The organism is Pseudomonas sp. S1_G07, from assembly GCF_054668565.1.
Genome location: NZ_CP162778.1, coordinates 6,050,203 through 6,063,095, shown reverse-complemented (window position 1 = coordinate 6,063,095; position 12,893 = coordinate 6,050,203). Strand labels below are relative to the sequence as shown.

At 60.8% G+C, this 12,893-nt stretch carries 16 protein-coding genes; 8 read left to right on the top strand and 8 right to left on the bottom strand.

Annotated elements, in window-relative coordinates; all coding sequences use genetic code 11:
• Window positions 1–114: 114 nt before the first annotated feature.
• From AB4O05_RS27720 to AB4O05_RS27700, 5 genes are read right to left on the bottom strand one after another with little or no spacing between them, the layout of a single operon-like run.
• Window positions 115–411 carry a DUF1244 domain-containing protein gene (locus tag AB4O05_RS27720; RefSeq protein WP_460134082.1) on the bottom strand — a complete coding sequence of 99 codons (297 nt, stop codon included), beginning with the start codon at window positions 409–411 and terminating at the stop codon, window positions 115–117.
• Window positions 412–471: 60 nt separating this feature from the next.
• On the bottom strand, window positions 472–876 hold the full coding sequence (gene folX, locus AB4O05_RS27715) for a dihydroneopterin triphosphate 2'-epimerase (protein WP_460134085.1): 405 nt from the start codon (window positions 874–876) through the stop codon (window positions 472–474).
• 2 nt (window positions 877–878) lie between these two features.
• Window positions 879–1,439, bottom strand: a complete 561-nt coding sequence (folE, locus tag AB4O05_RS27710) for a GTP cyclohydrolase I FolE (RefSeq protein WP_460134086.1) — start codon at window positions 1,437–1,439, stop codon at window positions 879–881.
• 20 nt (window positions 1,440–1,459) lie between these two features.
• Window positions 1,460–2,170 carry a dihydromonapterin reductase gene (folM, locus tag AB4O05_RS27705; RefSeq protein WP_460134088.1) on the bottom strand — a complete coding sequence of 237 codons (711 nt, stop codon included), beginning with the start codon at window positions 2,168–2,170 and terminating at the stop codon, window positions 1,460–1,462.
• A 57-nt stretch (window positions 2,171–2,227) separates the two neighbouring features.
• Window positions 2,228–2,788 (bottom strand): antibiotic biosynthesis monooxygenase, encoded by a 561-nt coding sequence (locus AB4O05_RS27700; protein ID WP_460134090.1) that lies wholly within the window; start codon window positions 2,786–2,788, stop codon window positions 2,228–2,230.
• Between the two features lie 227 nt (window positions 2,789–3,015).
• Between AB4O05_RS27700 and AB4O05_RS27695 the strand changes: the two genes are divergently transcribed.
• Window positions 3,016–3,978, top strand: a complete 963-nt coding sequence (locus AB4O05_RS27695; protein ID WP_460134093.1) for a MerR family transcriptional regulator — start codon at window positions 3,016–3,018, stop codon at window positions 3,976–3,978.
• Between the two features lie 2 nt (window positions 3,979–3,980).
• Here AB4O05_RS27695 and AB4O05_RS27690 read toward each other — a convergent pair whose 3' ends face one another.
• Together AB4O05_RS27690 and AB4O05_RS27685 are read right to left on the bottom strand one after the other, a co-directional pair.
• Window positions 3,981–4,586 (bottom strand): hypothetical protein, encoded by a 606-nt coding sequence (locus AB4O05_RS27690; RefSeq protein WP_460134096.1) that lies wholly within the window; start codon window positions 4,584–4,586, stop codon window positions 3,981–3,983.
• A gap of 68 nt (window positions 4,587–4,654) precedes the next feature.
• Complete coding sequence (locus tag AB4O05_RS27685; RefSeq protein WP_460134097.1) at window positions 4,655–5,122, bottom strand: PAS domain-containing protein; 468 nt, start codon at window positions 5,120–5,122, stop codon at window positions 4,655–4,657.
• 127 nt (window positions 5,123–5,249) lie between these two features.
• Between AB4O05_RS27685 and AB4O05_RS27680 the strand changes: the two genes are divergently transcribed.
• On the top strand, window positions 5,250–5,705 hold the full coding sequence (locus tag AB4O05_RS27680) for a flavodoxin (RefSeq protein WP_460164821.1): 456 nt from the start codon (window positions 5,250–5,252) through the stop codon (window positions 5,703–5,705).
• Here the strand turns inward: AB4O05_RS27680 and AB4O05_RS27675 are convergent.
• Window positions 5,686–6,582: a LysR family transcriptional regulator gene (locus AB4O05_RS27675; RefSeq protein WP_460134099.1), complete on the bottom strand. Its 897-nt coding sequence runs from the start codon at window positions 6,580–6,582 to the stop codon at window positions 5,686–5,688. The genes AB4O05_RS27680 and AB4O05_RS27675 overlap by 20 nt on opposite strands.
• Before the next feature lie 98 nt (window positions 6,583–6,680).
• Between AB4O05_RS27675 and AB4O05_RS27670 the strand changes: the two genes are divergently transcribed.
• The 6 genes from AB4O05_RS27670 (at window position 6,681) to AB4O05_RS27645 (ending at window position 12,872) form a co-directional block, all read left to right on the top strand.
• A complete protein-coding gene (locus AB4O05_RS27670) occupies window positions 6,681–7,052 on the top strand; it encodes a CidA/LrgA family protein (RefSeq protein ID WP_460134101.1) in 372 nt (123 codons plus the stop codon).
• Window positions 7,042–7,728 (top strand): LrgB family protein, encoded by a 687-nt coding sequence (locus tag AB4O05_RS27665; RefSeq protein WP_460134103.1) that lies wholly within the window; start codon window positions 7,042–7,044, stop codon window positions 7,726–7,728. Before AB4O05_RS27670 ends, AB4O05_RS27665 begins: the two co-directional genes overlap by 11 nt.
• Window positions 7,729–7,875: 147 nt before the next feature.
• A complete protein-coding gene (locus AB4O05_RS27660; protein WP_460134105.1) occupies window positions 7,876–8,658 on the top strand; it encodes a class II aldolase/adducin family protein in 783 nt (260 codons plus the stop codon).
• Window positions 8,658–9,584, top strand: coding sequence for an alpha/beta fold hydrolase (locus AB4O05_RS27655; protein ID WP_460134107.1), 927 nt, complete (start codon window positions 8,658–8,660; stop codon window positions 9,582–9,584). Before AB4O05_RS27660 ends, AB4O05_RS27655 begins: the two co-directional genes overlap by 1 nt.
• A 112-nt stretch (window positions 9,585–9,696) precedes the next feature.
• The gene (locus AB4O05_RS27650; RefSeq protein ID WP_460134109.1) at window positions 9,697–10,608 is read left to right on the top strand and encodes an SDR family oxidoreductase; all 912 of its coding nucleotides are present in this window, start codon (window positions 9,697–9,699) and stop codon (window positions 10,606–10,608) included.
• A 482-nt stretch (window positions 10,609–11,090) separates the two neighbouring features.
• Window positions 11,091–12,872 (top strand): DUF1302 domain-containing protein, encoded by a 1,782-nt coding sequence (locus AB4O05_RS27645; RefSeq protein WP_460134111.1) that lies wholly within the window; start codon window positions 11,091–11,093, stop codon window positions 12,870–12,872.
• Window positions 12,873–12,893 lie beyond the last annotated feature (21 nt).

Here is a 12,893-nt window from a genome sequence, read left to right as displayed (position 1 = left end):
CCGCAGAATCAATGCTCGGTTGCGATTCAAAGTCAAAGGTGGGACGAGGCTGAGGGAACCGCGCCTCAGGATAGGATCGCGCATAAACATTTCTAACTGACGCTTGGCAAGCGCCTAGTCATGAGGTTTTCCTTTGGCGAACGCTGCCTGTTGCTCGGCGCTGGCTTCTTGCTGGTATCGGGCTTTCCACTCGGCGTACGGCATGCCGTACACCACTTCACGGGCGTCATCGAGGCTGACGTCGATCTGGCGTTCATCGGCCTCGGCCTTGTACCACTTGGACAAGCAGTTACGGCAGAAACCGGCGAGGTTCATCAGGTCGATGTTCTGCACATCCTTGCGGCTGTCCAGGTGCGCCACCAGCCGACGGAAAGCGGCGGCTTCAAGTTCGAGGCGTTGTTGGTCGTTCATATGAAGTCTCTTCGAGACAGCTTCAAGCGGGTCAGCTTCAAGCTGCAAGTTGGAATGGGGTCAGCTTGTCGCTTGTAACTTGTCGCTTGAAACTGAGCGGCTTGCCGCGAGCGTTATCGAAACCGACTCGGCAAAGCGCAGCGCGTGGGGCTTGTCCACTTCGACTTCGGCATACAGCACCGACTCATTGCTCATCACCAGGTCCAGCAGTTCCTGGGTCAGGCGCTCCAGCAGGGCAAAGCGGTTGCCTTCTACATGGGCGATGATTGCCTTGGTGATGGTGCGGTAGTTCAGTGCGTGGTCGATGTCGTTGTCGCGCACGGCCTCCTGGGCGGCATACAGGATGCTCAGGTTGATCAGCACATCCTGCTTGTTGAGAATCTCGTCCTCATTGATGCCGATGTAGGTGCGCAGGCAAAGGTCCTTGACCCGGATACGCGCCATGCCTGGTTGAAGTTGTGGCATTGCTACTTGCTCCGTCCAATCAGTTGCAGGAACTCCATGCGCGTGGTGCTCGACTCGCGGAAGGCGCCGAGCATCACCGAGGTGTTCATGGTTGAATTCTGTTTCTCCACGCCGCGCATCATCATGCACATGTGCTTGGCCTCGATCACCACCGCCACGCCGGCGGCCTGGGTCACGCCCTGGATGGCATCGGCGATCTGCCGCGTGAGGTTTTCCTGGATCTGCAGGCGCCGGGCGAACATGTCGACGATGCGCGCCAGTTTCGAAAGCCCCAGCACCTTGCCGGTCGGAATATAGGCCACATGCGCCTTGCCGATAAAGGGCAGCAGGTGGTGTTCGCACAGCGAATACAGCTCGATGTCCTTGAGAATCACCATCTCGTCATTGTCTGAAGCGAACAGCGCGCCGTTGACGATCTCTTCCAGGTTCTGCTCATAACCATGACACAGGTATTGCATGGCCTTGGCAGCGCGCTTGGGGGTGTCGAGCAGGCCTTCACGCTCCGGGTCTTCACCCAAGCCCTTGAGAATCTCGTGGTAATGGTGGGGCAGGGATAAAGTCATACAACATCCTCACAAACGGCTTACTTGATATGCCGCCCGCCGTTGACGGTCAGGGTGGTACCGGTGACATAGGGGTTGTCCAGCAGGTAGCGCACGCTCTGGTAGATCACTTCGGGCCCGGGTTCGATGCCCAGGGCCGACTTGGCCAGCACCTTGGCGCGGTAGGCCGCGTCGTCGTCCTCGTTGAACATCACCATCGCCGGGGCAATGCCGTTGACCTTGATCAGCGGCGCAAACTGCGCGGCAAACGACAACGTCAGGCTGTCGAGCCCGGCCTTGGTGGCACAGTAGGCGATGTGCTGGCGGCTGCCCTTGCGCACCACATCATCGCTGATATGCACGATATCGGCAGGTGATGAGCGTTGCAGCAAAGGTGAACAATGCAGGTTGATCAGGTAGGGCGCAAGCATGTGCACGTTGAACATGTCGGTAAACGCGCGGCTTTCGTCGCCTGGTATTTCCGCGATCCAGGCCGAGGCGTTGTGGATGATCGCGCGCAGGGTGTGGGTATGGGTCTGCAATTGAGCGATAAACGCCAGTATCCCTGCCTCGCTGGAGAAATCGGCAAACACGCCGATCGCGCCACGCTCGCGCAAGGCCTGCACGCCGGGACGTTCGCTGCGGTAGCTGAAAATCACCGGTTGGCCCTCGTCCAGCAGGCGCTGGGCGCAATGCAGGCCGACACGTTGGCCGGCGCCGGTGATCAGGATCGGGGCGTTCGTAGCAGTCATGGGGAGGCTCGCGTCGCTGGCAGGCGCAAATCATACCAGCGACGGCCTCCCCTGTACTCACGCCGCCGCTTCGGTGCTCTTGCGCGGTGGCGGCACGGGGTGCAGCCAGTTCGCCAACAGGTGAGTCGACAAGGGAATGAACCCATAAACCATCAGGGGGGTTAGCGCCAGGGTACTGACCAGTATGCGAGGCACCAGGTCCAACTGACTGAGCAGCGGGCCCAGGCCAAAATTGAACAGCAGCGACACCGGGAAAAACGCCAGCCATATCGCCACCGCCTGTTTCCAGCGCGGCGGGCGCGCACCCACGGCGCCGAACCAGCCGTCAATGCCGCGTACGCGATGCTCGGACGGGTCGGCAAACAAGTCGCTGCCACGGCTCAGCCAGGCACTGCGGGATGCGGAAAACTCCCAGGCATGCAGGGTGGGTTCATCGGCGAAGCGGAAAATGATCTGGAACTCATCATCGTTGGGCGGCGGCGCCAGCACGCCCGACCCCAGATAACCGGGGAAGTCGGTGGCCAACTGCTCGCCTTCTTGCAGCCAGGCCATGAGTTCTTCGTAGCGACCCTTGGCCACGCGGCGCGCGACCAACAAGGTGACGGGGGAGGTAGACATTGTGTATCTCCAAATATTCGAATGCGCTGAACCGGGTAGGTGGCGCACGGACGACGCTGCGGGGTGATGCAGCGAAGTTGCTCTTTACACAGGAGCAGACAGGCAAGAATTATTCCGGTTCTGCCGTAATACGCCAGCATTATTGGTGCGAAATGTTGAACACTTGAAAAAGACAGATATAAAGGCGTTAAATGGGCGCCCAGTTAACGTTGGCTTTTTGGTCTCCAATGCCCGTAATTACAGCTCCCGTTGATAGTGTTTCGCATCTTGATACGATCGATTCCACTGAGCTTTTTCCGATTCGTGAAGTCTCGAGATTGACAGGCGTCAACCCGGTCACCCTGCGTGCCTGGGAGCGGCGTTACGGCCTGATTCAGCCCGTGCGCACCGAAAGCGGGCACCGTCTCTACTCCAGGGGCGATATTGAGACCGTCAATCGTATCCTCGAGTGGATCGAGCGTGGCGTTGCGGTCAGCAAGGTGGGTAAGATCCTCGCGCGCGACGATCAGCAGGCCGAAGCGATTCGCGCAGCGGAGGGAGATGGGGCCGACGAAGAGCATGTGTCGCAATGGCGCGCGCGCCTGTTGCAGGCTGTCCACGCCTTTGACGACCGTCAGCTGGAAAGCCTGTACGGCCAGATTTTCGCCACCTACCCACTCAATGTGGCATTCCAGGGCATCCTGATGCCGCTCTGGACCGAGCTGTTGCGCCACCAGGAGCATTTTGGCCAGGCCAGCGAATGGCTGTTCTTCGACACCTTCCTGCGCATGCAGACGTTTCAGCGTCTGCAAACCGCAAGCCTGTCGTCTGCGCCTCGGGTCCTGCTCACCGCCATTGCGGGTGAGTGTCGCAAGTTGGAATTGCTGGTCGCAGCGCTGTTCATGAGCCGGGACGACCTGGCCGTGAAGGTGCTGGGCATGGGCCAGCCTTTGGATGAATTGACGCTGGTCTGTGAAAAGATTCGCCCCCAGGCGCTGATCGTCTTCTCCAACCACGCGCACAATCAGGACCTGGCCGGGCGCCTCAATCGCCTGGCATTGACCCTGGATTGTCCCTTGTTCCTGGCCGGTGCCGCCTCGGATTTTGCGCAGAAAGCGTTGGCGGGCTCCGCCGTCGGTTGCCTGGGCAGTGAGGGGCGCCAGATGCAACGCCGCTTGCAGCAATTTCTCAACGGCAGTCTGGATACCTGATATCAGGCATGCATCTGCGGATGCGCCAGGCGGTGCTGATGCAGGATGAACTGGCGCAGGCGCTCGGTTTCATCGGCATCCTCCTGGCTCAGGCGATAAGCAAACAGACCCCGCGCCGTTTCCCGCTCGAACGTGCCGCGCAGCGCGATGCGCTCGTAACCGGAAGGGCTGAACCACAGGGAAAAGCGCTTGGGTGGCTTGATCCGACCTCGAATCTCCACCAGTACGCCCTTGAACGACACTTCATGCACCCAGAGCGCGCCAGGGGTGCCCTTGATGTTTTCCAGTGCCACCGGCATTTCAAGCGCCAGGCGCCACGGACGGATCATCGGCCCGTCCTCGAAGATGCTCGGTACCCCCAGGCGCAGATGCAATGCGTTGAACTCATCCTCCACCAGGCGCAGGGGAAAGGTCAGTTGCTGGTTGTCGAACTGCGCCTGGATGGTCACATGGTCGTGGGCGGCCAGGCGGGTCAGCAAGTCGCGAATCTGGGCACCGCCGTTGACCGTCAGGCTCGATGAAGCGTCCCGCAGGTTGAGTTGCGGGTTGTGCTGCATGTTCTGAATGAAGTCCAGTTCGTCCTGGGTCAGAAGCGTGTCGCGTTGCATTACGGGTGCTCGATGAATGAGGGGGAAGAGCATTAAAGTGCCATTATCCCCCCTAGTGACCACATTATCTAAATATTGTTAGATCCGCTCGTCGCTTTGAGCGCGGCCAGCTCGGCCTTCACCTGCGCCAATTCGCTTTCCAGTTGGGCGACACGCTGCTGGGCCTTGACCTGCAAGGTGACGTCTTTTTGCACACCCACAAAATACGTCTGCCTGTCGGCCTGGTTGTAAACCGTCGAAAGCGACAGCTCGTTCCAGAAATGGCTGCCGTCCTTGCGGTAATTACGCAGGGTCTCCCGGCAGGCACCGCCGCTCTCCAATGCCTCTCGAATTGCCATCAGTGCCGGCTGGTCGCGGTCCCCTGACTGCAGGAAGCGGCAATCCTGGTAGAGGATTTCATCCAGGGTGTAACCGGTCAGGCGTTCGAAGGCCGGGTTGACGTAAATCAGCGGCTTGTCCTTGCCTTCGCGTTCGGCGACCACAATGCCGTCGTTGGAAGCGTTGATCACCATTTGCATCAGCTTGGCGTTAATCATTGAGCGGTCCATGGCTGGTTGTTGAACTGGCAGTTTATGACATGCGTTGAATGTTGCACGGCATGCCCCGAAATATTTGCGTCGCTGTTAATATCCCAGGCTTTCGCTCAACTACAGGATCAGATTGATGAAAGTCGCCATCCTTTCCGGCTCGGTTTACGGCACGGCGGAAGAAGTCGCCCGCCACGCTGAAAAAAAACTCAAGGATGCCGGTTTCGACGCCTGGCACAACCCGCGTGCGACCTTGGCCGACATGCTGGCCTTTGCGCCTGACGCCTTGCTGGCAGTGACTTCCACCACCGGCATGGGTGAACTGCCCGACAACCTGCAACCGCTGTATTCGACGATTCGTGATCAGTTGCCCGCCGCCTGGCGTGGCCTGCCCGGTGCAGTGATTGCCCTGGGCGATGCCAGTTACGGCGATACCTTCTGCGGCGGTGGCGAGCAGATGCGCGAGCTGTTCGGCGAGTTGGGCGTGCGTGAGGTGCTGCCGATGCTGCGCCTGGACGCCAGCGAAAGCGTCACCCCGGAAACCGACGCCGAGCCCTGGCTGGCGGAGTTGATCACTGCACTGCGCGCTTGACTGGATATTCGCGCAACAACGCCAGCCAGGCCTGGGCGGCTTTCGACAGATAGGCGCCCTCGCGCCAGATAAACGCAATGTCCCAGCGCAGGTAGTCGGGCGCCTTCAGTGTGAGGCGTACCACCCCTGGTCGCACCAGCCCTCGGGCGACCACGCTGGGCAACAGCACCACGCCCTGGCCGGCCGCGACCAGCGCGGCGAGAAAATCCGCCTGGCCACTGCGGCCGATTTCCCTCGGGGTAAAACCCAACTGTTGGCACGCCCGCATCAGGCGGTCATTGAGGACGAAACTGCGCTGGTACATCAGGAATGGCGTGTCGGCCAACTCCTCCAGGCGCACGTGTGCGTTGACGGCCAGCGGATGATCCATCGGCAACAGCGCATCCAGCGGCTCGTCGCAGAACGCTTGCCAGGCAAACGCCGGATCGCTGGGTTTCAGGCTGCCACCGACTTCCAGTTCGCCGCTCAGGATCGCCTGCTCGATATGGTGGCTGCCGCCCTCCAGCAATTGGATGGTCACGTTCGGATAGCGCCGGCGGTACTCGGCAAACAGCCCGGCGAACAACGTATCACCCGCCAGTAACGGCAGGCCCAGGCGCAGCTCGCCTCGGGTCAGTTGCTGCAGGTCATCCAGTTCGCTGAGCAGTTCGGTCTGCAGGCGCAGCATCGCTTCGGCGCGTTGCAGCACCACTTCACCCGCGGCCGTCAGGCGGATCTGCGAGGCCATCCGATCGAGCAGGGGCGTGCCGAGGCTGTGCTCCAGTTGCGCGACCTGCTTGCTGACCGCGGACTGACTGATATGCAGGGTTTTCCCGGCTTGGGTGAATCCGCCTCGGTGGATCACTTCGACAAAACTGCGCAGCTGTTTGAATTCCATATGCATGATTCCAGTTTGGAATAGCCAACAGTCTAACAATTCGCTGTGGGGATGGAAGGCGGGCCTCTAAAATGAAGGCTTGCGAGGACCTAACCCTTATGAAACGTCTCATCCGTCTGTTGACTGAACTGCTGGTGTTACTGGCCATCTACCTGCTTGGCTGCCAATTGGCTGTATGGCTGGCGTGGCCGATTCCTGGCGGCGTGGTGGGCCTGGGTTTGCTGTTGGCGAGCTTCGCCAGCGGCCTGGTCAAGCCGGCAACCCTGCAATTGGGCGCCGGGGTGTTGATGGCCGAAATGCTGCTGTTCTTTATTCCCGCCCTGATGAGCCTGCTCGACTACGGTGGCCTGCTGCGCAGTGACGGTTGGCGCATCCTGCTGGTGATCGGTTTCAGTACCTTGGCGGTGATGCTGGTCACGGCCTTCACCGTAGAGTGGGTGTGCCGCTGGAGGTTGCGCCATGAAGCTTGAACTGATGCCGGTGTTCTGGCTGGTACTGACACTGACGGCGTATACCTTCAGCCGCTGGATCTACCGTCGCACCGGGCGTTATCTGTTGTCCCCGTTGATCCTGGTGCCGGCGCTGCTGCTGGCGGTGGCTGTGCCGATGCACACCGCTTATGCCGAATACGCCACCGACACGCATTGGCTGATGTGGGTGCTGGGCCCGGTTACCGTGGCGTTTGCGGTACCGATCTGGCAACAGCGCCGCCTGCTGGCGCGCCACTGGTCGGCGTTGCTGCTGGGCATGGTCGCTGGCAGCGCGGCGTCCATTGCCACCTCGTTCGGCCTGGCCAAGGCGTTAGCCTTGAACAGCGCGGTGACGATGTCCCTGGTGCCGCGCTCCATCACCACGCCATTCGCCATGCCCGTCTCCTCCGACCTCGGTGGCGTGCCGGAGCTGACTGCGGTGTTCGTGATGTTCACCGGTGTGTTCGGCGCCATGCTCGGCGGTGTGTTGCTCAAGTGGTTGCCGCTGCGTACCCCGCTGGCGCGCGGTGCGTTGTTTGGCGTGGGGGCCCACGGCGCCGGCGTCAGCCGGGCCCATGAGGTGGGTGGCGAAGAAGGCTCGGTGGCAGGCTTGGTGATGGTCTTGACCGGTTTGCTCAACCTGTTCGCCGTGCCTTTATTGGCGGCGCTTCTCTGACGCCGGTTACATGAATTTGAACTATCCTCCAGGCTGACTCGCAGGGTCACCAAGCTGGCTGCGAAGGCGACTACTTCCGCCAGGGTGTCTGACTAGACTGGCCCATCACAAAAAAATAATAACAAGTGCGCCAAGGAGGTCGTTGCCGTGAGCCTAACCCCGGTTGTATCGCCACAGAATGTCAAAGACCAGGTCAGCGCGGCCGAGTGGCAAACCCGTGTCGACCTGGCGGCCTGTTATCGCCTGGTGGCTTCGCATGGCTGGGATGACCTGATCTTCACGCATATTTCGGCCAAAGTGCCGGGCGCCGATGCGTTCCTGATCAACCCCTATGGGCTGATGTTCCACGAAGTGACCGCCTCGAACCTGGTCAAGGTTGACCTGGCCGGCCACAAATTGATGGACAGCCCCTATGAGATCAACCCGGCGGGCTACACCATCCACAGCGCCATCCATGAAGTGCGTCACGATGTGAGTTGTGTGTTGCACACCCATACGGCGGCCGGTGTCGCGGTGGCTGCGCAAAAGCAGGGGGTGTTGCCCATCAGCCAGCAATCGTTGTTCGTGCTCTCGAGCCTGGCCTATCACGCCTACGAAGGCGTGGCATTGAACCACGACGAGAAAGCCCGTCTGCAGGCCGATTTGGGCGATAAGAATTTCCTTATGCTGCACAACCACGGCCTGCTGACCTGCGGTGAAAGCATCGCCGACACCTTCCTGATGATGTTCATTTTCCAGCGCGCCTGCGATATCCAGGTGCTGGCGCAAAATGGCGGCACGCCATTGATCAGCATCGAGCCGCAGATTCTTGCCGGTGCCAGGGCGATGGTGGCGGCTGTGACAAAGAGCGCCCAAGGCATGGGCGGTGCACTGGCCTGGCCGGCACTGCTGCGCAAGTTGGACAGTCAGGACCCGGGGTACAAAAGCTGATGCCGCTCTCCGAGATCCCGCTCAGTGCCTGGCGCAAACACGGCCAGAGTTTCGTCTTTCATGGGCGTACCCTGCGTTACTGGGTGGCGGGGCAGGGCGAACCGTTGCTGCTGATCCACGGCTTCCCCACCGCCAGCTGGGACTGGCATTACCTGTGGCAACCGCTGGCCCAGCGCAATCTGGTGATCGCCTGCGACATGCTTGGCTTCGGCGACTCGGCCAAACCTCTGGACCACGGTTATTGCCTGCTGGAACAGGCGGATGTGCAACAGGCCCTGCTCGACCATCTGGGGGTACGGCAACCGGTGCATGTGCTGGCCCACGACTACGGTGACAGCGTCGCCCAGGAACTGCTGGCCCGCCACTATGAAGGCCGCTTCCAGATGGCCAGTTGTGTCTTCCTCAATGGTGGCCTGTTCCCGGAAACCCATCGTTCGGCGCTGATTCAAAAGCTCTTGCTCAGCCCCGTTGGCTGGATGATCGGGCGAGCGTTCGGGCGCAATGCCCTGGCCGACAGCTTCAGCCAGATATTCGGCCCCGACACCCGCCCCAGCGAAAGCGCTCTGGATGACTTCTGGAGCCTGATCGACTGCAATGATGGCCCCCGCATCCTGCACAAACTGATCACCTACATCCCCCAACGCCGGCGTTTGCGTGAGCGTTGGGTGGCGGCGATGCAGCAGGGCGACGTGCCGTTGCGGGTGATCAATGGCGAGGTGGACCCGATCTCCGGCGTGCATATGGTGGAGCGGTATCACCAATTGGTGCCTCACGCCGACACAGTGCTGTTGGCCAATATCGGCCACTACCCGCAGATCGAGGCGCCGGTGCAGGTGCTCAAGCACTATTTGGCGTTCCGGGATCGGATTGTGCAGCCTGTAATGTGGGACAAAGCCCCGGTCCTTGGATCTTCATTGGGCCGTTGACGATCATCCCCCTGCCTTATCGAGCACCATTCAGCCCTGGCCGACTTTATTGTGACCAAAGGCCCCGTGCCTGACACTCGACCCATTCCCATTGTCGCCATTGGAGTTCGGTATGAGTGAGTCAGTGCAGTTTCAGGATAAGGTCGTGATCGTCACCGGTGCCGGCGGCGGCTTGGGCCGCGCCCATGCGCTGCTGTTCGCCAGGCATGGTGCCAAAGTGCTGGTCAACGATCTTGGCGGCTCTACCCAGGGTGAAGGCGCCAATGCCTCGGCGGCTGATCGGGTGGTGGCTGAGATTCGCCAGGCGGGCGGTATCGCCGAAGCCAACCATGACTCTGTCACCTACGGTGACAAGGTTGTGCAGAATGCGCTCGACGCCTTTGGCCGCATTGACGTGGTGGTCAATAACGCCGGCATCCTGCGCGACAAAACCTTCCACAAGATGGACGACAGCGACTGGGACCTGGTTTACCGCGTGCATGTCGAAGGCGCCTACAAAGTCACCCGTGCCGCCTGGCCCCATCTGCGTGAGCAAGGTTATGGCCGGGTGATCTTCACGGCGTCCACCTCGGGTATCTACGGCAATTTCGGCCAGTCCAACTACGGTATGGCCAAGCTCGGCCTGTACGGTTTGACCCGCACCCTGGCGCTGGAAGGGCGCAAGCACAACATCCTGGTCAACGCCATCGCCCCCACCGGCGGCACGCGCATGACCGAAGGGCTGATTCCGCCGCAGGTGTTCGAGCGCCTCAAACCGGAACTGGTCAGCCCGCTGGTGGTGTACCTGGGCAGTGAGGCGTGCGAGGAAACCTCGGGGCTGTTCGAGGTGGGCGGTGGCTGGATCGGCAAGACCCGCTGGGAGCGCAGCCTGGGCGTGGGCTTTGATCCGCAGGCGGGCTTCTCGCCCGAGGACGTGGCGGCACACTGGCAGCAGATCTGCGACTTCGAAGGGGCCGCCCACCCCAAGGATAATATCGAGGCGTTGAAGGAAATGATGGCCAACTTGCAGAAGTACAGCCTGTGATCATTGCCTGAAAGGCTGTGAATCCTACGGGGCGCTGATAGCGCCCCGTTTTATTTCAGGCATAAAAAAGGCCGCTGCATAGGCAGCGGCCGAAGTAAGACGTTGGATTAAGGAGCGACAAATCAACGTCAGTGAACACCGGTAACAGATTGAAAAATGGCCTCAATCCATCTGAATCTGGCTCTTCTTCCTGTTGTGGAAGCGGGCTGTCTGCCCTGAAAGCCCGGTCAGAATAATCGCTTGCAGCAAAATGAGTAATAGCGGTTCAGGACAAGGACTGTTACGCAAACAGCAACGGTCATGCGCCGACCATCCATGCCCCTGATAACCCGCTATCCAGCCGCTGCATGCCCCCGCCCAGACCCAGGCCAGAGCGCCCTGTCATCCTTTCGAGCGACAACACGAATCCCTCCTTGGTGCGCTTATCGCTCCTGATGCGCGGCAGTAGGGTGGGGCCTTCTGTCACTCACCGGGGAAGACGCATGACAAAAACAACAATGCGCGCCATCTTCACGCCACAGGCGCTGGCCGCTGCGGTTGCGTTGGGTTGCTGTGCCCAGGCACAGGCTGTTTCCTTCAACATTGGCGAGATCGAAGGGCAATTCGATTCCTCGTTGTCGGTCGGCTCGAGCTGGGGCATGCGCGATGCCGATAAAAAACTCGTGGGCACCGTCAATGGCGGCACGGGTCAGGCTTCCACGGGGGATGACGGGCGTCTCAACTTCAAGAAGGGCGAGACCTTCTCCAAGATATTCAAGGGCCTTCACGACCTTGAACTGAAATACGGCGATACCGGTGTGTTCGTGCGTGGCAAGTACTGGTACGACTTCGAGCTCAAGGACGAAGACCGCGAGTTCAAACAGATCAGCGACCACAACCGCAAGGAAGGCGCCAAATCCAGCGGTGCGCAGATCCTCGATGCGTTCGTCTACCACAACTACTCCTTGGGTGACCTGCCAGGCACGGTGCGTGCCGGTAAGCAGGTGGTCAGTTGGGGCGAAAGCACCTTCATCGGCAACTCCATCAACAGCATCAACCCTATCGACGTGTCGGCGTTCCGTCGGCCCGGTGCCGAGATCAAGGAAGGCCTGATCCCGGTGAACATGCTGTTCGCCTCCCAGAGCCTGACCAACCAACTGACCGTGGAAGGCTTCTATCAGTTGGAGTGGGACCAGACCGTGCTGGATAACTGCGGCACCTTTTTTGGCAGTGACGTGGCGGCGGATGGCTGCACTGGTAACTACACGGTGGGCAACCCGGCGATTGCGCCGCTGCAACCGATCGCGGCGGCACGCGGCCAAGGCTTTGTGGTGACCCGCGAAGGCGTAGTGGTGCAGCGCGCCGGTGACCGCGATGCGCGGGACTCCGGTCAGTTCGGTGCCGCCTTGCGCTGGCTGGGCGATGACACCGAGTACGGTCTGTACTTCATGAATTACCACAGCCGCACCCCCACCGTGGGCACCATCACCGCCAACACCAATCTGGCGACCATCGGCGGTATCGCCGCTGCCGCCCCGGCGGGCTTCGGTTCGGCCCTGGCCCAGAGCACCATGCTAGGCCGCGGCCAGTACTACCTCGATTACCCGGAAGATATCCGCCTGTTCGGTGCCAGCTTCTCCACCACCTTGCCTACCGGCACGGCGTGGACCGGCGAGATCAGCTACCGCCCGAATGCACCGGTGCAGCTCAATACCACGGACTTGACCCTGGCCCTGATCAACCCGATTGCCGGCAACGCGGCGTCGCCGATCCGTTCCTCCTTCGGTGCCGACAACAAGGGCTACCGCCGCAAGGAAATCACCCAGATCCAAAGCACCATGACCCAGTTCTTCGATCAGGTGCTGGGCGCCGAACGCCTGACCCTGGTGGGCGAGGCCGCCGTGGTCCATGTGGCCGGCCTGGAGGACAAATCCAAACTGCGTTACGGCCGCGACTCGGTGTACGGCGCCTACGGTTTCCAGGGTGACACCGACGGTTTTGTCACCGCCACCTCCTGGGGCTACCGCGCGCGGGCGATCCTGGACTACAACAACGCTATTGCCGGGGTGAACCTCAAGCCCAACCTGTCCTGGTCCCATGACGTGGCCGGCTACGGCCCCAACGGCCTGTTCAACAAAGGCGCCAAGGCCATCAGCGTCGGGGTGGATGCGGACTACCGCAGCACCTACACCGCCAGCCTCAGCTACACCGACTTCTTTGGCGGCGACTACAACACCCTGACCGACCGCGACTTCCTCGCCCTCAGCTTCGGCGTGAACTTCTGATTTGGCTTAAAGAAGGACAAG

What these genes read in the sequence shown, in the direction of transcription:
- AB4O05_RS27700 (WP_460134090.1), bottom strand. Translation starts at nt 2,788, where the DNA reads ATGTCTACCTCCCCCGTCACCTTGTTGGTCGCGCGCCGCGTGGCCAAG.
- AB4O05_RS27695 (WP_460134093.1), top strand. Translation starts at nt 3,016, where the DNA reads ATGCCCGTAATTACAGCTCCCGTTGATAGTGTTTCGCATCTTGATACG.
- AB4O05_RS27675 (WP_460134099.1), bottom strand. Translation starts at nt 6,582, where the DNA reads ATGGAATTCAAACAGCTGCGCAGTTTTGTCGAAGTGATCCACCGAGGC.
- AB4O05_RS27650 (WP_460134109.1), top strand. Translation starts at nt 9,697, where the DNA reads ATGAGTGAGTCAGTGCAGTTTCAGGATAAGGTCGTGATCGTCACCGGT.
- AB4O05_RS27645 (WP_460134111.1), top strand. Translation starts at nt 11,091, where the DNA reads ATGACAAAAACAACAATGCGCGCCATCTTCACGCCACAGGCGCTGGCC.
- AB4O05_RS27670 (WP_460134101.1), top strand. Translation starts at nt 6,681, where the DNA reads ATGAAACGTCTCATCCGTCTGTTGACTGAACTGCTGGTGTTACTGGCC.
- AB4O05_RS27680 (WP_460164821.1), top strand. Translation starts at nt 5,250, where the DNA reads ATGAAAGTCGCCATCCTTTCCGGCTCGGTTTACGGCACGGCGGAAGAA.
- folX (WP_460134085.1), bottom strand. Translation starts at nt 876, where the DNA reads ATGCCACAACTTCAACCAGGCATGGCGCGTATCCGGGTCAAGGACCTT.
- AB4O05_RS27685 (WP_460134097.1), bottom strand. Translation starts at nt 5,122, where the DNA reads ATGATTAACGCCAAGCTGATGCAAATGGTGATCAACGCTTCCAACGAC.
- folM (WP_460134088.1), bottom strand. Translation starts at nt 2,170, where the DNA reads ATGACTGCTACGAACGCCCCGATCCTGATCACCGGCGCCGGCCAACGT.
- folE (WP_460134086.1), bottom strand. Translation starts at nt 1,439, where the DNA reads ATGACTTTATCCCTGCCCCACCATTACCACGAGATTCTCAAGGGCTTG.
- AB4O05_RS27720 (WP_460134082.1), bottom strand. Translation starts at nt 411, where the DNA reads ATGAACGACCAACAACGCCTCGAACTTGAAGCCGCCGCTTTCCGTCGG.
- AB4O05_RS27655 (WP_460134107.1), top strand. Translation starts at nt 8,658, where the DNA reads ATGCCGCTCTCCGAGATCCCGCTCAGTGCCTGGCGCAAACACGGCCAG.
- AB4O05_RS27665 (WP_460134103.1), top strand. Translation starts at nt 7,042, where the DNA reads ATGAAGCTTGAACTGATGCCGGTGTTCTGGCTGGTACTGACACTGACG.
- AB4O05_RS27690 (WP_460134096.1), bottom strand. Translation starts at nt 4,586, where the DNA reads ATGCAACGCGACACGCTTCTGACCCAGGACGAACTGGACTTCATTCAG.